Genomic DNA, 17,742 nt, shown 5'->3' with positions numbered 1-17,742 from the left:
CGGTGACGGATACCCGACGTCCGGAGGATGGGACGGCCCTTCCTGTTCTGATACATATGAAACCGGTGACAGTACCCAGTTCGTGCCTGCGAACAAACGCGCGACGGTTCATACTTTTGGTCAGGATTGGTTGACGGTTGTGCCATGTCAGTGGCGAGCCCTAGTCTGCTCACTGCAACACGACGTAACTTGGCTATGCCCCGCGAAGCACAACCAATCACATCCAATGGTTCAGCCGAGCATGAATGCCAACGTATTACCCAACACTGCCAGTGATTCGCATTTGGGTGGGAAGGCGGACAACACCATGGCATGGTGGCGCAGCAGAAAACGCGACGCACAGCAAGAGTCGATCGCCGAGGCGGTCGCGGAACCCGACACCGAGCTCGGAGGAGCCGCCGAGCGCGCCCAAGCGCGCGGCAGCCAGCCGAGCGCGGTCCCGAACCCGCGCGCCGAACGGCACGAGGACCCCGAGCTCGACACCGAGGAGTACGAGGTCGACCTCGAGTTCGCCTCCCGCGAGCTGCGCCACGAACTCACCGCGGAACAGCTCCTGCTCGGCCCCGAGCACGAGCAGATCTCCGAGGTCGAACGCTGGCACCTCATCAAGCGCGACCTCGAGGAGATCGACCCCGAGTTCATCTCCGACCTGGAGCAGATCGCCGCCGACGCGGTCGCCCAGGAGACCGACGAGGCCGCGCCGCTCGACTCGGACCGCATCATCGCGGCCCTGAAGAACCTCGACATCCGCTACCTCGTCGACGAGAACGGCGGCATCGTGGCCCTCTGGGAGCGCCACATCGTCCAGGTCCGCGCCGAAGGCCCCGACGCCGACATCCTGGTCCTGCGCGCCCGCGCGTACCAGACTGTCCCCCGCGAGTGGGCCGAGCGCGGCTACGCGACCATGAACGAGTGGAACCGCACCCGCCGGTTCCTCAAGGCCTACCTCGGCGAACCGACCGAATCGGGCTCGCTCCCGGTCTTCGGCGAGATCCAGGTCCCCGTCCGCCCCGGCATCACCACCGCCCTGCTCGAAGAGCTCATCGACTGCGGCACCGCGATCTCGGGCACATTCGTCGAGTGGCTCGAGGGCGAACTGCTGTAGACCCTGCCGGTCTGACCGTTGTGCGACGCCGCCCCGGACTCCCATGGGAGTCCGGGGCGGCGCTTTGAGCAGGTGCGATGAGCTTTGAGTCGGTACGATCATGAGGAACCCCCATCTCCAAATTGGATAGGAGACCTCCATGACCCCCGAACACCAAGGCGCCCAGCCTCATGAGTCACCCGCGCCTCCTCCGGTCACTCCAGACCCTGCACCCCAAGGGCCGCAGCCGGATGCCGAGGTCCGGAACCCCGTCCAGGCCTCCCCGTCCGTCTTCGAATCCGAAGCCGACGCGACCGTGAAGGTGGTCCCCGGAGCGGTCCCGCAACCCGCCCCCCAAGCCGCCCCCGCCCCTTCGCCTTCTCCGGCACCGCAATCCGCGTTCGCCCCCTCGAACGACGACTTCCTCACCGAAGCGCAGCCGTCCGCGGCCCCGCGCCCCGCGGACCTACCCGGATACCCCCCGGCCCAGGCCCCCGCCTCCTCGACCGGCGCCATGCCGCAGACGACCCTCCCGTCTCCGGCGGCCCCGCCCGCCCAGGGCTACGCGATGACCCCGCCGCCCATGGGATCCCCGGCCGGTCCGCCGCAGATGGGCGCTCCCGCCGGCCCGCCGCCGATGGGCTCGCCCGCAGGCCCGCCCCCCGGCATGCAGACGGGCCCGATGCCGCTGCCGCCGGCACCGCGCAAACCCCGCAACAAGGCCGCCGTGGCCTTCGGCGTCATCGCGTTCGTGCTCCTCGCCGCGACCGCGACCTTCGGCATCCTGTACTCGCAGAAGGCGAACGACTTCACCGAGCAGGCCGAAGAACTGGAGTCAGTCGAGGAGCAGCGCGACGCCCTCGACGCCGAGAAGGCCGAACTCGAGGACGAGATCGTTGCGCTGCAACTGGAGCGCGACAACCTCCAAGGCGACTCCGAGGCCCGCCAGGCCTGCTCCGACGCGCTCGACATCCTGATCGCCGACGAGTACCCGGGCACCATCGACGACCTCGAGGACCTCGCCAGCGCCGAGTACATGGAATGGGCCCAGGCCCACGACGAGCTGTACCGCGAAGTCGAGCGCCAGTGCCTCGCCTGACCTGAGGACGAACGAGAACGGAGCGGCGGGTGATCCCGCCGCTCCGTTCGCTTGTTCAGTTGCCTTGGTGTGGAAGGCGCCTCAGGCGTTCCTCGTTGAGTGTTTCAGCTTCATGCGTTCCGTGTGATGTTCACACGCTTCATGCGTTCCGCATGCTGCTCACATGCTTCATGCGTTCCGCATGAAGTCCGCCGCGCGCTCCATGTACTCCCACATGACCTTGTCGTACTCGGCAGGGAGCGCGACCTCGTCCATCGCGTGGCGCATGCAGCGCAGCCAGGCGTCGCGCTCGCGCTCGCCGATCGTGTAAGGGGCGTGGCGCATCCGCAGGCGCGGGTGGCCCCGCTCCTCCGAGTAGGTGTGCGGGCCGCCCCAGTACTGCTCGAGGAACATCTTCAGCCGCCGCGCGGCCGGACCCAGGTCCTCTTCGGGGTACATGGGCCGCATGATCGGGTCGTCGGCCACCTGGGCGTAGAACGCGGCGGTCAGGCGCTCGAACGTCTCCTCGCCGCCCACGGCCTCATAGAAGGACTGCGTGGGGGCAGGCTGTCCGGTCGGCGTCAAGGCCACCACGGCCCGCGGGCTGTCACTAGGCATCTCCCAATCGTGCCAAGGGCAGGACCGACTGGGAAGCCGATCCGGCACGCGTCACACCGAATGGGCCCTATATCACTGTCTAAGCGGTCGTTCCGGACGCCCCGGCCGCACCGGCGGCCCCGCCGTTCGCGATCGTGCGCGGCACGTAGATCCGCCCGGCCGAGGCCAGATCGATGATCCCCGCCGCCCGCAGCGCCTCCGTGACCCGCAGACGCAGCTCACGCCCGGCCGCCCACTGCTGGTCAGAGGTGGTCCGCACGCCCAGGCGCACCTTGATCTCGTCGATCGTCATCTCGACCGGGCCGAGGTACTCCGGCTCCTTGAGGATGTGGGTGCTCCAGTCCTCGTCCGCCACGAACTCCTCGGCGACCTGCGTGATGATCTCCCCGGCCCGGTCGATGTCCGTCGTCGGCGGCAGCGGCGTGTCCACCACCACGTACGCCCAGCTCTGGCTGGAGTTGCCGACCCGCAGGATCTGCCCGTTGCGCACGTACCACAGCGTCCCGTCGAGCGACCGGAGCGTGGTGACGCGCAGGCCCATGTCGACCACCGTGCCCTGGGCGTCGCCGACGTCGACGTTGTCGCCCACGCCGTACTGGTCCTCGATGAGGATGAAGATCCCGGCCAGGTAGTCCTGCACCAGGTTCTGCGCGCCGAAGCCGATGGCGATGCCGGCGATGCCCGCGCTGGCGAGGATCGGCGCGAGGTTGACGTTGAAGGCGCTGAGCACCAGCATGAACCCGACGGCGAAGATCACGATCCCGGAGACGTGCTGGAGCACGCCGGTGAGGGTCTCGGCGCGCTTGTCGCTGCGGTCGCCGAGGAGCTCGTCGCGGCGGGCGTTGCCGGAGCCGAGCTTGTCGGCGAGGTCGGCGATCGACTGCGGGCCCTTGATCGAGGTGACCTGCTTGATGATGCGCTCGATGGCGCGGTTGGCGAGCCAGCGGAGGAAGACGGCCGCCAGGACGATGAGCAGGACCTGGCCGATCTTGTCGAGGACCACGCCGCCGTCGACGGCGAACTCTTCGCTGTTGGTGATCTTGTACAGCAGCGAGCACGAGTTGAAACCCGGGTCGCACGGGTTCCCCTCGGTGGCGGCAAGCAGTTCCACGTTCGTCCTTCTCAAGGTCATCGAGGTGCGGCCGCAGTGTTCACGGCGCGCGCGCACCCTTGGCGACGTCCGTTCGATCCGGTGTCGCCCGGGGTCCGCACAGACGATATTCGCGCGTCATTCAAGATCCCACGGAACCAGGGTGCAATTTTCTGAGATATAGGTCAAACTTGACGGGACCGATGGCTTGGAGGTACGTCACCGTGATAGGTCCTCGACATAGGAGCACGCTCGACAGCGATGACCCTGCCCCAGGGATGCTCCCGAATCTTTTCACGCTCAATACGGCCACGCTGGGCTCAGCCCTCGTCCTGAATCAGAGCTACGAGCCTCTGTGCGTGATACCAGTGAAGCGGGCGGCGGTGCTGCTGCTGACGCGCAAGGCCGAAACCGTCACTCCTGGTGACGGTTTTCTGCGCTCCGAAACCATGCACATCCCCGTGCCCTCGGTGGTCCGCCTCAACCGCTATGTGCCCATCCCCAGGCAGGTCGGGTCGAGCCCCTCTCGGCGCGGTGTCTTCGCCCGCGACGACTGGCGCTGCGTGTACTGCAACGCGTCGGCCGAGACCATCGACCACGTGGTGCCCCGCTCGCGCGGCGGGACGCACACGTGGGACAACGTCGTGGCGGCGTGCGCCCCCTGCAACCACCGCAAGAGCGACAAGACCTTGGCCGAACTCGGCTGGCGCCTCCCTCGGGTGCCCCGGCCGCCTTCGGGCTGGCAGCTGCGCGGCTTCCGCGGCCAGCGCCGTCCCGACCCGGCGTGGGAGGCCTGGCTTCCCCGCCACGGGAAGGAGCGCGCCCGGCTCTCGTAGCCGCCATCGGACGAACAGGGCCCGCCGGCAGTCGCATGACCGCCGGCGGGCCCTGTTCGCGTGCTTGCCTTGGCGCACCGATGCTTTCGGCCCTTGTGCGACCGGCTGCACCGAGTTACCACCTGCGGCGATGTGAGGGGCGTAATTGGATTAGTCTGGGTGGCAGGCATGGTGCCCGCTTGCCAGCCGTTAGAGAGCGGGGCGGCGGCCTGCCGGCCGTGACTTTGCCGAGTCGCCCTGTACCTGTATTTAGGGGAGCAACATGACGATCCAGGACTTGCTGATACTGTTCGGCGCCCCGATCCTGGTTGTGGTCGCGGTCTTCGCCGTGATCTTCCTGCGGCACCCGAGGCCGCAGTCCCGCTACCGCGCGGGCGAGCCCTACAACTTCAAACCGGTGTGGTTCGTCGCCCGCAATGGCGCGGTGGCAGGCGAGTCCGGCTTGGCCGAACTCGAGTCCGGCGCCCACGGCGCCGAGGCTGTCGCCAGTGGACCCAAGGGAGGCTCGCATGGCAAGTGGTAACCAGGTGGCGATCGTCGAGGGCGTCGACAAGAGCCCCGAGGACGTCCAGCCGGCCGTCCTCGAAGGCCCGTTCGACACCCGCGAACTGCTGCACATCGACGAGGCCCTCTCCGTCGCCGAGCGCGACGGCGGCGGCCTGCACTACAGCGTCTACGTCGGACCGCTGCACGACCCGGTCCGCGGCGCGGCGGAGGACCTGCACGACAAGCTCTCCGACCCCGACCGCTCGATCCTCATCGCCGTCTCGCCCGAGCAGCGGCAGGTGGAGATCGTGACGGGCAAGCTCGCCCAGGAGAAGGTCCCGGACCGCTCCGCGGCGCTCGTGGTCTTCTCGATGGAGGCCGCGTTCGGCGCCGGGCAGCTGGCCGGCGGCATCATCACCGGCCTGCGCATGCTCGCGGAGACGGCCGCGAGCCGCTAGACCCGAACATGGCGACGGCCCGGAAGCCGAGGCTTCCGGGCCGTCGCTCTGCCTTGGGCTACTTCGACTTTCCGGCGTTCTCAGGGAACTGGCGCTTGAGCAGGTCGTCCGCTTCGGTGAGTTCGAGCTTGCCGATGAACTCGACCCATGAGAGCGAGTCGGCGACGGTCTCGCGGATCGACAGGATCGTCGTCCCCGGGATGCGCATGGTCAGCGTCGCGGGGGAGCCGATCTGCTTCTGCGCCAGGACCGCCTCGGTCGGCTGGCCGTTGAGGCCCTTCGCGAGCTCGAACACGGCCGACTCGTTCTCCTTGGCCGTGGGCACCCATTCCATGTCGCGCTTGAGCATCAGGACCGCGCCGACGGTCTTGCCGCCGGACTCGCCGCTGTAGGTGAGCACGATCCGGTTGGCGTCGCCGCGCGCGCTGGAGAGGCTCCACGCCGCGTCGGTGACGTCCACGAGCTGGCCTTGGAAGCGCCGCACCGAGTTCTGGGCCTGCTTGGTCTGGCGGCGGTCGGCGAGCGGCTTCGCGACGAGCCGGAACAGCACCACGAGCACGGCGAGCACGAGCACGCCGATGCCGACGGCGGCGACCTCGTGCAGGCCCGCGTCGGCCGTCCAGATGATCGACATCGGCACGAGCACGCCCGAGGCGAGGCCGAGCAGCGGCTTGAGCCAGAACGGCCCGTTCCCGCCGGGCAGGCGCAGCGGCGCCATCAGGCCGATCACGGCCGCCGCGACCAGCGAGATGCCCACGAGCTCCGGCGCGGGCACGTCGTAGCGGCGCAGCCAGTCGACGGCCCACCAGGCCATGAAGCCCGAGCCGATGAGCACGGTGGGGATGAGGAGCACGACGGCGAACATCAGCTGCTGGGGCTGCGGCCGGGTGCGCGAGGCGAGCACGGGGCCGAGCAGCAGGAGCGGCAGGACGATCCCGAACAACGCGACCAAGGTGGCGCTCAGGACGACCACCGGCAAAAGCGCGGACAAGACGGCTCTTTCTCCTATTCGAGGTTCGGGAGGCACAGGGGGGCTTGCGACAAGGCGAGCTTATCAACGGTGCGAAAAGCGCTCGGGGCTCCGGGACCGCCGTTGTGCGCAGCGGTCCCGGAGCCCCGAGCAGGCTCGATCCGGTGTTAAGCGGACTCGTCGAGCTCCCGGCCCTTCAGGGCGCGGGCGATGTCGGCGCGGCCCTCGGCCACGCCGCGCTTCACGGGCGCGGGCCGCTCCTCGGCGAGCCAGGCGTCGAGTTTCTCGAGCGTCTCGGCCTCGATGAGGTTCGACGGGAACGCGAGCTTGGAGAACTCGACGGCCTGCTGCGCGCCCAGCTTCTCCCACAGCTCCGGCACCGCGTCCAGGTACGCCTGCAGGTACGGGCGCACCAGGTCGGCCTGGTCGAGCGGCGCGAAGCCGAGCATCGAGGAGCGGCGGACCCAGTTCTCCGTGTTCGGGTCCGTGATCCGCTCCCAGGCGCGCTGCTTCGCTTCGGCGTTGGGGACGACCGCGCGGGCGACGTACGACAGGCGGCGGCCGTCGGCGGTCGAGTCGCGGTCGAGCTCGGCGTCGATGGCGTCCTCGGGGACGGCGCCGTTGCCCACGAGCCCGGTGAGGAAGGCCCACCGCAGGTCCGCGTCCACGGCGAGGCCTTCGGGGACCTCGCGGCCCTCGAGCCAGCCGGAGATGCGGGCCAGGTCGGCCTCCGAACGCGACGCGGACGCGTAGGCCTTCGCCCACGAGCGCTGCGGGTCCGAACCCGGCGCGGCGGCCTCCATGGCGGCCTTCGCGGCCTGCGCCCACTGGTCGCGCAGCTCGGCGCGCTTGGCCGGGTCGGCGTAGGCGAGCGCCCCGGCGACCTGCCGCTGCGCGACGGTGACGATGTTGATGTCGTCCTCGGTGGTCAGGCTGCGGCAGCCGAGCTCCACGAACTGGGTCGCGGGCAGTTCGGCGTCCCGCAGCATGTCCCAGGCGGCGGCCCAGATCAGCGCACGGGCGAGCGAGTCCCCGAGCGCCGAAGTGTGCTCGACGGCGGTCTTGAGCGACCGCTCGTCCAAGCGCAGCTTCGCGTACGTGAGGTCGTCGTCGTTGAGCAGCAGGAAGTCAGGCTGCTTCACGCCGGCGAGCGCCGCGATCTCCGTCGCCTCGCCGGCGACGTCCACTTCGATCCGGTCGCGGCGCACCAGCGATGCGCCCTCCAGGTCGTAGAGGCCGATCGCGATGCGGTGCGTGCGGTGGGTCGGGTGCTCGGCGGGGACCTCCTGCAGCACGGTCACCTTGGTGTAGTTGCCGTCGGCGTCGACCGCCACGTCAGGGCGCAGGGTCGAGACGCCGGCGGTGCGCAGCCAGGTGTCCGCGAAGTCCTTGAGCGGCTTGCCGCTCGCGGCCTCCAGCTCGCCCAGGAGGTCTTGGAAGACCGCGTTCCCGAACTGGTGCTTCTGGAAGTACGAGCGCAGCCCGGCCAGGAACGGGTCGATGCCGACGTAGGCGACGAGCTGCTTGAGGATCGAGGCGCCCTTGGAGTAGGTGATGCCGTCGAAGTTGGCCTGGATCTCCTCGGTGTCGCCCGCGGCGGTGTACACCGGGTGCGTCGTCGGCTGCTGGTCGGCGCCGTAGCCCCAGTTCTTGCGGGCCGACAGGAACGTGGTCCACGCGCCGTCGAAGCGGGTGGCCTCGACGTTCGCCCAGTGGGAGGCCCACTCGGCGAAGGACTCGTTGAGCCACAGGTCGTCCCACCAGCGCATGGTCACGAGGTCGCCGAACCACATGTGGGCCATCTCGTGCAGGATCACGTTGGCGCGCTGCTCGAGCTCGAAGTCGGTGACCTGGCTGCGGAACAGGAACGAGGCCTCGGCGATCGTGATGCAGCCGAAGTTCTCCATCGCGCCGAAGTTGTACTCGGGGGCGAAGACCTGGTCGTACTTCGGCAGCGGGTAGCGCACGCCGAACTTCTCGTGGAAGTGGTCGAAGCCCTGGCGGGTGACCTCGAAGACCCCCTCGGGGTCGAGGTAGTCCTTCATGGACTGGCGGGCGTACAGGCCCAGGCCGATCCCGTCGTGCTCCTCGTGCACCCCGAAGTACGGGCCCGCGCAGATCGCGGTGATGTACGGGCTCATCCGCACCGACTCCTCGAAGAGGGTCACCTTCAGGTTGACCTCCTCGACCACGGCCTCGTTCTCGGCGGGCATGTTCGAGATCACGGTCCAGTGCTTCGGGGTGCGCACCTCGAACGTGAACTTGGCCTTGAGGTCGGGCTGGTCGAAGCAGGCGTACACGCGCTGCGCGTCGGCGACCTCGAACTGCGAGTAGAGGTAGGTCTCCTTGTCGACCGGGTCGACCATGCGGTGCAGGCCTTGGCCGTCGGTCGAGTACGCGAAGATCGCGTTGACGACCAGTTCGTTCTCGGCCGCGAGGCCCGTGATCTTCAGCCCGGCCTTGGGGTCGAAGGCCGTCAGGTCGACCGGCTCCCCGTTCAGGTAGGCGTCTTCGATGCGCTCGGCGGCGATCTCGATGAAGGTCTCGGCACCGGGTTCGGTGCAGGAGAACTTGACGACGGTGCGCGAGCCGAAGGTGTCGCCCTGCTCGTGCCCGGTCAGGTCGAGCTCCACGATGTAGGACTCGACGTGGAGCAGCTCAGCGCGCCGCTGAGCCTCGTCTCGAGTGAGAATGTGCGTTGCCGCCACAATGCCTCCAGTCAGGGTTCGGATATGAAAGAAGTGTGTCACATCCGGCTGGAGGTCCTCATCCGTAGCGGGAAGCCATCGCTCCAGGCTTGGAAGAGGTGCGGGCGGCAACCTGCCCCGAGATCCCGGCAGTGGACGTGAGCACGGTCATGCCGCGAGGCAGTTTCGGATCGCCGGGAGAGTCGTTGTACAGGTGTGCTGCTTCGATGCCGATATCGGGTCTGTCCGACATTGCCGCAGCGGGCCGTGCTCGCGCGGACGTTCGGATGTGTGCGCACGGTTTGGAACGACGCGGTTGCGGCTCGGAGGCACGTTGCAGGGCTTCCTTACCCGACGACGGCGTTGCTCGACAAGGTGTTGATCACCGAGGCGAAGCGCACCAAGGAGCGGTCCTGGATGGCAGAGGTATCGACAGTGTCGCTGCAGCAGGTGCTGCGGGACTGCCATACGGCCTACCAGAACTTCTTCGATTCGTTGAGTGGGAAGCGCCGAGGCCCGCGCGTCGGACTGCCCCGTTTCAAGCGCCGGGCCGGGACGCAGACGGCCCGGTTCACGCGTCGAGGGTTCGCGCTGCGGCGGAGCGGCCGGTTGTATGTGGCGAAGGTCGGAGAACTGAAGGTCGCTTGGTCCAGAGATCTGCCTGCGGAGCCCTCCTCGGTGACGCTGGAACCCACCCGTAGCCGGATCGCAATCGCGGACCGCAAGCCGGGAAATCCCTCTCAGGAAGAGGGAGGGTGTCAAATCTTGGAAGTTCATTAAGCGGCCACGTGGGCGCCGAAGCGGGTCGACTACCCTCGTGGCGTGACTGCTGCACACCCGATCGACCAGGCCTGGCTCTCCACTGGGAGCACTGGTGCGAAGAACTACGACGAGTTCCCCGACGAAACCGAGATCACGCGGATCATCGAGGCGAACCCGACCTCCATGCTGGGCGTCGAGATGCCCGCCCACACGCCCGAGGCGGTGGCCGCCGGACTCACGTTCGAGCAGGCGCTGCCCGCCGCGGCCGAGCGGCTCGCGGCCCTCAAAGAGGCCGGGCGCTTCGCCGCGTTCGGCGACGTGGCCGTCGCCTACCGGATCTCCGGCGGCGAGGAGCCCACCGCGTACGGCGTGTTCTGCCTCGTCGACACCGCCGAGATCTCCTCCTCCGCGGAGGAGCCCGGCAAGGTCATCCGCAACGAGGACGTCTTCATCGAGAAGGTCAAGCAGCGCAATGAGCTCAACCAGCGCCTGCGCCACCTGCTCAGCCCCGTCCTGCTGCTCCAGTCGAGCCGCGGCGAGGAACTGCACGCCGCGATTGAGGCCGCCGTCGCCGAAGCGGGCGAGCCCGTCGCGAAGGATGTGGACGAGGCCGGGCGCTCGCACGAGATCTGGGCGATCGGCGGCGAGGCCGGCGAGGCCCTGACCGCGCTGGCCGGGGACGGCGACCTCATCGTCGCCGACGGCAACCACCGCTCGCTGGCCGCCCAGGTGGGCGGGCTCGACCGGTTCCTCGCGGTGATCACCACCCCGCAGTCGGTCGTCATCCGCCCCTACCACCGCCTCGTCAAGGGCCTGCCCGGTTCGGCCGCGCAGCTGGTGGAGCAGATCGGGCAGATCGGCGCCTCGGTCATCGAGACCGACGGCCCGCCCGAGACCCCGTCCGAGGGCGGCACCGTGGTCGTCTACGGCCAGGGCCGCACCTGGGAGATCGCGTTCCCGGGCGTGGAGGGCTCGGTCGTGGACCGGCTCGACCACACGCAGGTCGAGAACGAGGTCTTCACGGGCCTGCTCGGCTGGGACGCGGGGGACAAGCGCATCACGTACGTGGGCGGCGACTACCCGGCGTCGTGGCTCGCCGAGCAGGTGGACGCGGGCAAGGCCGACCTGGCGATCCTCATCGCGCCGGTCACGGTCCCCGACTTCATCGATGTGAACCTCCAGCGGCTGAAGATGCCGCGCAAGTCGACCTGGTTCGTGCCCAAGGCGCGCGCCGGTCTCGCCATCGTCGAGCTCCCGAAAGGCTAGAGTCCCATCGTGCGCATTTATCTCGCCTCCGACCATGCGGGCCTTGAGCTCAAGGACCACCTGGTGAAGCACCTGGCCGGTCGCGGCTTCGAGGTCGTCGACGTGGGCCCGCACCAGTACGACGCCGAGGACGACTACCCGCCGTTCTGCCTCAGCGCCGCCTCGCAGGTGGTCGCCGACAAGGGCAGCCTGGGCATCGTCGTCGGCGGCTCCGGCAACGGCGAGCAGATCGCCGCGAACAAGGTCCCGGGCTGCCGTGCGGCCCTGGCCTGGAGCGTGGAGACCGCGAAGCTCGGCCGCCAGCACAACGACGCGAACGTGGTCGCCATCGGCGGCCGCATGCACTCGCTCGACGAGGCCGTGAGCTTCGCCGACGCGTTCGTCGACGAGCCCTTCTCCGGGGCCGAGCGCCACCAGCGCCGCATCGACATGCTCACCGAGTGGGAGTCCACCCACGAGCTGCCCGAGCTGCCTTAGACCGCAACGGACCACAGGGGAGGCCCGGGCGTTCGCCCGGGCCTTTTCCGTCGGCGGGAACCAGGATTCGGCGCCGCGGATCTGGAGTAATCGGACGCATGTTGGTAGCGTCGACACATGTCCAAGGGTTTTCGCGTTCTCCTCCAGATCTTCCAGACCATCGGCCTGGTCGGCACCCTGCTCTTCCTCACCTCCTCGCTCCTGTGGCACATCGCCGACATCGATCTGACCGGCCTCGCGGAGGACTCCGCGCCGGTCGAGCTGTGGGCCGTCGGCTTCGGGGTGCTCACCCTCGCGCTCTCGCCCGCGCTGTGGTCGCTCTCCCGTGTCGGCGGCCAGGCCGCGACCGTCTCGACCGGCGCATTCGACCGCGTTCAGGCCCCGAACGCCGCCCCGTCGCAGCCGCAGCCCGGCGGGGTGTTCGAGCCGATGCAGTCGAGCCAGGCCCCGGCCCCGCCGTCCAGCTCGTACGGCCAGCCCTCCGCCGGCGGCATCACGCCGACCTCCTCGCCGCAGGCCGGGAGCCCCTGGGGCGGGGGCCGCTGAGTTCCCGACCCCCGCGGCGGGTTGTCAGCTGAGATGATGCGAACAGCACCGCCTCCGGGGGCCGTCGGAGGTGGATTCCGGGCGTTACGCTATGAGCTCGGAACTCCCTGCGCGAAGGACCACTCATGTCGAACGCCACCGTCGACCTCGTCTGCGGCCCGGCCGATCCCCTGCCGGGGTCTGAGCAGAGCTACCGGCTGACCGGCCTGCTCGGCTCGGGCGGGCAGGCCGACGTGTACCAGGCCGTTCGCGTCTCCGCCGGGGTCGCCTCGGCGCCCCTGAGCGTCAAGGTCCTGCGCCTGAACCCGCACGACACCCGCGAGCACCAGTTCCGGTCCTGGGACAAGGGCGACGCGGTCCTCATGGACCTCCACGGCCGGGGCGTGGGCGCCATCTGCCGCCGCATCGACGCCTTCTACGGCCGCCTGCCGCACCCGCCCGGCCAGGCGCCGCAGGGCGAGCCGGTGCCGTTCCAGGTCCTCGAGTACCTGCCCGGCCACGACCTGCGGCAGCTGCTGCAGTGGCGGCTGGGCCGCGTCGACGCGGCCCGCACCCTCAAGTCCGTCGCCGAGGTCATGCAGGCGATGCACCACCCCCCTGTCGGCGCGCACCCGGTGCTGCACATGGACCTCAAGCCCGCGAACGTGATCATCGGCCCCGACGGCTCGGCGAAGGTCATCGACTTCACCGGCGCCCGCTACTACACGCCCGCGCACCTGACGACCATCGCGTACACCCGCGAGACCGCCGGCCCCGAAGCCCACCAGGGCACCGTAGGCCCGGCCTACGACGTGCACGGGTTCGGGTCCATCGCGTTCTACCTCGTCACCGGTGCGAGCGCCCGCACCGACTCGCCCGGCCAGGAGCAGTCGGTCCCGTGGGCGCGGCTGCGCAAGCACCCGGTCCTGGAGTCGAACCCGCGCCTGCGCGAGCTGCTGACCGCGCCGCTGGACGACAACCCGGAGAACCGGCCGCGCACCGAGGAGCTGCCGCGCTGGATCGGCGAGCTGTGCGCCGTGGTCTCCCGCGCGAACCTTCCCGACCTCGGCGTCGACTGGAGCACCCAGCACACCGGCGGCCCGCACTCGATGCCGGTGGGCGGCGCGCCCATCGACTCCGCCGCCACCCGCCGCCTCGACCGCCCGTCCCCGCCGGCCGCCGCGCCCACCCAGGTCGCGCCGGTCGCCGGACCCACGCAGGTGACTCCCGCCGCGGACAGCACCCGTGTGATGTCCGACGGCACGCGCGTCATGCCCGACGGCACGCGCGTCATGGAGGCCGGCGTCCCGTCGCCGAGCCCGGCGCAGGACAAGCCGGTCGCCGGGCGCGTCCGCGTCCCCGGCCAGAACGAGCGCCCTGACGGCTACTCGCCCGGCCGCTCCGCCGGGCCGCCCCCCGGCCGGGGCCCGCTGCCGCGCCTGAAACTCTCCACCGACCCCGAGGAACCGAGCGAGCGCGAGCTCGACAAGGCCGACCGGCCGCCGCTGCTCGGCCCGCCCGGCTCGCTCTCGAAGGGCTTCGAGCTCTCGGTGATCGGCGGCCTCTTCTCGCTCATCATGTGGCTGATCTGGGCGATCCAGCAGGGCATGGACACGCTCCGCAGCCAGGTCTTCAGCTACCTGTTCGTGCTGGCCGTGGCCGTGGGCCTGTTCTTCCTGATCCGCGTCGCCGGCGGCATCCTCTGGGGCCGCTGGCTGCACGCCAAGCGCAAATCGGCGCGCCTGGCGCACTTGGCGACCGGGATCTTCCTGTTCATGGTCGGCATGAGCTACCTCGACCAGCTCAGCTGGAACTGGATCTCGCTCGACTTGGGATGGTTCGACTGGATCACCGACCGATTCGGAGAGTGACAAAGCATCCGAAATCGCTTGGTTTCACGGTTTCCCATGAGACTTCGAGTCTTTCTCCAGCGCTCTTGAAGTGATCGCAACTACGCTTTCCGGTAATGAACACCGCGGGAATCTTGCCTGATTTTCCGACTCCCGCGGTGCAACCGAGAAGGGCGGAACGCGCGTCTAGCTAGACGACAGATCCCCCTGGAAACCGGAAAGGCATTGAGATGACCGCATTGACATCGGTCGGTGCCGCAGCTCTCACCCCTGAGCAGCGTGAAGCCTTCGATCGCGACGGCTATCTGATGATCCGCGGCGCGCTCGACGCCGAGGAGATCAAGCGTTGCTCCGACGCTCTGGACCGCGTCTACGAGCTGGAGAAGGAAGCGGGGCGGCTCAGCCCCGAAGGCGCGATGCACCGCCTCGACGCGGTGACCTCCTGCCCGGAGCTCGCGTTCCTCCTCAACCACCCCAAGACCTTCCACTACGTGTGGTCGATCCTGGGCTGGAACTTCCACGTCTACCACTCGCACGTGGACAAGCACCCGCCGATCTCCGGCAAGCGCCCGTTCCGCTTCGAATGGCACCAGGACGGCGGCCGCCAGAACCGCGAGACCGAGACCGACCCCCGCCCGCGCCTGTCGGTCAAGCTCGCCTACTTCTTCAGCGACCTGAACGAGGAGGGCCGGGGCAACACCAAGATCATCCCCGGCTCGCACCTGTGGAACACGATCGACGGCCCGCCGCGCCGCGACGTCGAGTGGCCCGACCCCGAAGGGGCCATCGAGGTCACCGGCAACGCCGGCGACGTCATGTTCTTCGACCGCCGCATCTGGCACGCCCGCAGCGACAACTACTCGGACCTGACCCGCAAGGTCGCGTTCTTCGGGTTCACGCCGCGCTGGATCCGCGCCCGCGACCTCGTCGACCACCTGCCCAACGAGCCGTGGTGGAACGACCTCGACCCGGTGCAGCAGCAGATGCTCGGCGGCCACATGGCCACCGGCGACCACGGCTGGGGCCACTGGCCGAAGGAGACCCCGCTGTACAACTGGCTGGCCGAGCGTGACCTCCTCGACCCGGACTACCCGGCGCTGCGCCCGTAAGGGCCCGCACGTGGCAGGCTGACCGCATGACCACCAGTGACGCCGAGCTCGCGCGCGACATCTTCAACCGCTCGCACCTGACCGGGGAGTTCACCCTCCGGTCCGGTGTGGTCGCGCACGAGTACTTCGACAAGTACCTGTTCGAGTCCGACCCGGTCCTGCTGCGGCGCATCGCCGAGGCGCTGGCGCCCCTGGTGCCCGCGCACGGCGTGGACGCGCTGGCGGGCCTGGAACTCGGGGGCATCCCGATCGTGACCGCCCTGTCGCAGGTGACGGGCCTCCCGGCCCTGTTCGTCCGCAAGGAGGCCAAGACGTACGGCACGTGCCGTCTGGCCGAGGGCGGCGAGGTCGAGGGCCGGCGGCTGTTCATCGTCGAGGACGTCGTCACTTCGGGCGGCGCCGTGCTCGACGCCGTCGCGGAGCTGCGGAACCGGGGCGGGATCGTCGAGCGGGGCCTGTGCGTCATCGACCGCGAGTCGGGCGGGTTGAAGAACCTGGCCGACGTCGGCGTGGAGATCCAGCCGCTGTTCACGATGACCGAGCTGAAGGCCGCGGGAGCGAACTGAAGCGTTGAGGAAGGGGGCGGACGCCATCGCGTCCGCCCCCTTTTCCGTGCCCGCTAGTTGGCCCAGAGCCAGATCTCGGCGCCCTTCTCGGCCTCGGAGCCGCCGTCGATCGACTGGTCGAAGACCGTGCCGCTGAACCAGATCTGCGCGGTCTTGACGGTGAACCCGAGCGCTTCCAGCTCCTCGGTCGCCTTGTCGAGGTCCATGCCCACGACGTCGGGGACCTCGATCATCTCGGGGCCGGAGCTGACGACCAGGTTCACGGGGTTCTCGGGCCCGACCGGCGTCTCCGGGCTCGGGTCCTGCTCGATGACCAGGCCCTCGGCGATGGTGTCGCTGCTGCGGCGGGTGACCTCGCCGACCGGCAGCCCTTCGGTCTCGATCGCAGCGCGGGCGTCGGCCTCGGCCAGGCCCACCACGTCCGGCACCTCGTTCGGCGGGAAGCCGTCGGAGACGAAGAGCGTCACCGGGGTCCCGGACTTGACCTCCTGGCCCGCGGGCGGGTCGGTGCGGATGACCTCGCCGGCCTTGGCGTCGACGCTGTACTCGTGCTCGACCTCGACTTCGGCGTTGAACGCGGCGAGCTCCTCGGTGGCCTCGTCCTGTGTCCTTCCGGCGAGGTTGGGCACCTGGTACCGCTCGGGCCCTTGGGAGATGACGACGGTGATGGTGGCGCCGCGGCGGATGCGGTCGCCCACCCCCGGGTCCTGCGAGACGATCCCGCCGACGGGGACGCTCTCGCTGTAGCCGTCCACGAGGTCGACCGTGAAGCCCTCGTCCTCGGCGTACGCGGCCACGGACTCCCGGGTCTGGTCCAGCAGCGACGGGGTCGCGGTGTACCGGCCGATGCCGATCCACCACCCGGCCGCGGCGACGCCGACGAGCAGGAGCGCGATGAGGCCGAGCGTGAGCAGCGCCTTCCACGACCGCTTGGTCTTGGGCGGCTCCACGACCATCGTGGTCTGCACGACCCGGGTGGGGCGCGGGACCTTCCCGGTGCTGCCCTTCGGGGGCCGCACGTCGACCGCCTGGAGCCGGCGCAGGAACGCCCCGGCGTCGACCGGGCGCGCCCCGGGCCGCCGCGCGGCGGCGGTGGTCACGAGCTCGGCGAGGCCGTCGGGCACATCGGGGGCCTTCAGCTGCGGGGTCGGCACGTCCTCTTCTACGTGCCGGCGCGCGACCTTCCCCGAGTCGGGGCCGTCGAACGGCACCTCACCGGTCAGCAGTTCGTACAGGAGGATCGCGGTCGAGTAGACGTCGCTCGCGGTCGTCGCGGGCCTGCCGTTGACCAGCTCGGGCGCGACGTACGCGGCCGTGGCCACGAGCGGCCCGCCGGTGTCGCGGTCGCCGTGGACCGCCTCGGCCAGGCCGAAGTCCACCACTTTGACGCGGTCGCCCCGGCCGCCGTTCTTGAGCAGGATGTTCTCGGGCTTGATGTCGCGGTGCACGAGCCCGGCGTCGTGCGCGGCCTGGAGCCCGTCGAGGACCTGGCCGCACAGCTCCACGGCCTCGTCGATGCGCAGGCGCCGCCGCCGGTTGAGCAGGTCCCGCAAGGTGGTGCCCGGCACGTACTCCATGACGACGTACGGCAGGCCCTCGTGGACGCCCTGGTCGAACACGGCCACCACGTTCGGGTGCGAGAGCTTCGCGATGGTCTTGGCCTCATCGGCGAAGGCCTTCACGTCGAACCCGGCCACCGCCGCGTTCGTGATGATCTTCACCGCCACGATGCGGTCGAGGCGCTCGTCCTGCGCCTCGTAGACGTCGGCCATCCCGCCGCGCGCTATGAGCCGCTCGAGCCGGTAGCGCCCGTCGACCCGCGCACCGGTCAAGTCCCCTGTCGTCGTTGTCAACCCGCACCTCACTCGTTAACGGCCGGC

Annotated in this window: 18 protein-coding genes; 12 read left to right on the top strand and 6 right to left on the bottom strand. The window is 69.5% G+C overall.

The features are described from left to right. Positions 1 to 307 precede the first annotated feature (307 nt). Positions 308 to 1,105 carry a type III secretion system chaperone family protein gene (locus QWI33_RS02545; protein WP_289954551.1) on the top strand — a complete coding sequence of 266 codons (798 nt, stop codon included), beginning with the start codon at positions 308 to 310 and terminating at the stop codon, positions 1,103 to 1,105. 139 nt (positions 1,106 to 1,244) lie between these two features. Then, positions 1,245 to 2,183, top strand: a complete 939-nt coding sequence (locus QWI33_RS02540; RefSeq protein ID WP_289954550.1) for a hypothetical protein — start codon at positions 1,245 to 1,247, stop codon at positions 2,181 to 2,183. A 168-nt stretch (positions 2,184 to 2,351) separates the two neighbouring features. Here QWI33_RS02540 and QWI33_RS02535 read toward each other — a convergent pair whose 3' ends face one another. Both QWI33_RS02535 and QWI33_RS02530 read right to left on the bottom strand, forming a co-directional pair. Further along, positions 2,352 to 2,780, bottom strand: a complete 429-nt coding sequence (locus tag QWI33_RS02535) for a globin (protein WP_289954549.1) — start codon at positions 2,778 to 2,780, stop codon at positions 2,352 to 2,354. A 79-nt stretch (positions 2,781 to 2,859) separates the two neighbouring features. Then, positions 2,860 to 3,891 (bottom strand): mechanosensitive ion channel family protein, encoded by a 1,032-nt coding sequence (locus QWI33_RS02530; protein WP_289954547.1) that lies wholly within the window; start codon positions 3,889 to 3,891, stop codon positions 2,860 to 2,862. 293 nt (positions 3,892 to 4,184) lie between these two features. Between QWI33_RS02530 and QWI33_RS02525 the strand changes: the two genes are divergently transcribed. The 3 genes from QWI33_RS02525 to QWI33_RS02515 all read left to right on the top strand — a co-directional run bounded on the left by QWI33_RS02525 (position 4,185) and on the right by QWI33_RS02515 (position 5,650). Next, on the top strand, positions 4,185 to 4,706 hold the full coding sequence (locus tag QWI33_RS02525; RefSeq protein ID WP_344469212.1) for an HNH endonuclease: 522 nt from the start codon (positions 4,185 to 4,187) through the stop codon (positions 4,704 to 4,706). A 262-nt stretch (positions 4,707 to 4,968) separates the two neighbouring features. After that, positions 4,969 to 5,229, top strand: coding sequence for an aa3-type cytochrome oxidase subunit CtaJ (ctaJ, locus tag QWI33_RS02520; RefSeq protein ID WP_289954543.1), 261 nt, complete (start codon positions 4,969 to 4,971; stop codon positions 5,227 to 5,229). Then, positions 5,216 to 5,650 carry a DUF5130 family protein gene (locus QWI33_RS02515; RefSeq protein WP_289954541.1) on the top strand — a complete coding sequence of 145 codons (435 nt, stop codon included), beginning with the start codon at positions 5,216 to 5,218 and terminating at the stop codon, positions 5,648 to 5,650. The genes ctaJ and QWI33_RS02515 overlap by 14 nt, the downstream gene beginning before the upstream one ends. 58 nt (positions 5,651 to 5,708) lie before the next feature. Here the strand turns inward: QWI33_RS02515 and QWI33_RS02510 are convergent, their stop codons facing one another. The 3 genes from QWI33_RS02510 to QWI33_RS02500 all read right to left on the bottom strand — a co-directional run bounded on the left by QWI33_RS02510 (position 5,709) and on the right by QWI33_RS02500 (position 9,560). Further along, a complete protein-coding gene (locus tag QWI33_RS02510; protein WP_289954539.1) occupies positions 5,709 to 6,641 on the bottom strand; it encodes a hypothetical protein in 933 nt (310 codons plus the stop codon). Positions 6,642 to 6,787: 146 nt separating this feature from the next. Continuing rightward, complete coding sequence (pepN, locus tag QWI33_RS02505) at positions 6,788 to 9,328, bottom strand: aminopeptidase N (protein ID WP_289954537.1); 2,541 nt, start codon at positions 9,326 to 9,328, stop codon at positions 6,788 to 6,790. Positions 9,329 to 9,386: 58 nt separating this feature from the next. Beyond that, complete coding sequence (locus QWI33_RS02500; protein ID WP_289954535.1) at positions 9,387 to 9,560, bottom strand: hypothetical protein; 174 nt, start codon at positions 9,558 to 9,560, stop codon at positions 9,387 to 9,389. Between the two features lie 110 nt (positions 9,561 to 9,670). Between QWI33_RS02500 and QWI33_RS02495 the strand changes: the two genes are divergently transcribed. The 7 genes from QWI33_RS02495 (at position 9,671) to pyrE (ending at position 15,862) form a co-directional block, all read left to right on the top strand. Beyond that, complete coding sequence (locus QWI33_RS02495) at positions 9,671 to 10,087, top strand: hypothetical protein (protein WP_289954533.1); 417 nt, start codon at positions 9,671 to 9,673, stop codon at positions 10,085 to 10,087. 42 nt (positions 10,088 to 10,129) lie between these two features. Beyond that, positions 10,130 to 11,335: a DUF1015 family protein gene (locus tag QWI33_RS02490; RefSeq protein WP_289954530.1), complete on the top strand. Its 1,206-nt coding sequence runs from the start codon at positions 10,130 to 10,132 to the stop codon at positions 11,333 to 11,335. Positions 11,336 to 11,344: 9 nt separating this feature from the next. Then, a complete protein-coding gene (locus QWI33_RS02485) occupies positions 11,345 to 11,812 on the top strand; it encodes a ribose-5-phosphate isomerase (RefSeq protein ID WP_289954529.1) in 468 nt (155 codons plus the stop codon). Between the two features lie 117 nt (positions 11,813 to 11,929). Further along, positions 11,930 to 12,358 carry a superantigen-like protein SSL4 gene (locus QWI33_RS02480; protein WP_289954527.1) on the top strand — a complete coding sequence of 143 codons (429 nt, stop codon included), beginning with the start codon at positions 11,930 to 11,932 and terminating at the stop codon, positions 12,356 to 12,358. Positions 12,359 to 12,483: 125 nt separating this feature from the next. Next, positions 12,484 to 14,208 carry a serine/threonine protein kinase gene (locus QWI33_RS02475; protein ID WP_289954525.1) on the top strand — a complete coding sequence of 575 codons (1,725 nt, stop codon included), beginning with the start codon at positions 12,484 to 12,486 and terminating at the stop codon, positions 14,206 to 14,208. Positions 14,209 to 14,417: 209 nt separating this feature from the next. Further along, on the top strand, positions 14,418 to 15,296 hold the full coding sequence (locus tag QWI33_RS02470) for a phytanoyl-CoA dioxygenase family protein (protein WP_289954523.1): 879 nt from the start codon (positions 14,418 to 14,420) through the stop codon (positions 15,294 to 15,296). A gap of 26 nt (positions 15,297 to 15,322) precedes the next feature. Beyond that, complete coding sequence (pyrE, locus tag QWI33_RS02465; protein WP_289954520.1) at positions 15,323 to 15,862, top strand: orotate phosphoribosyltransferase; 540 nt, start codon at positions 15,323 to 15,325, stop codon at positions 15,860 to 15,862. Positions 15,863 to 15,915: 53 nt separating this feature from the next. Here the strand turns inward: pyrE and QWI33_RS02460 are convergent, their stop codons facing one another. Continuing rightward, the gene (locus tag QWI33_RS02460; RefSeq protein WP_289954517.1) at positions 15,916 to 17,715 is read right to left on the bottom strand and encodes a Stk1 family PASTA domain-containing Ser/Thr kinase; all 1,800 of its coding nucleotides are present in this window, start codon (positions 17,713 to 17,715) and stop codon (positions 15,916 to 15,918) included. Positions 17,716 to 17,742 lie beyond the last annotated feature (27 nt).

Source organism: Glycomyces tritici (genome assembly GCF_030403505.1).
Note: the sequence above shows the minus strand (reverse complement) of the source record. Positions and strands in the feature narration are given on the sequence as shown.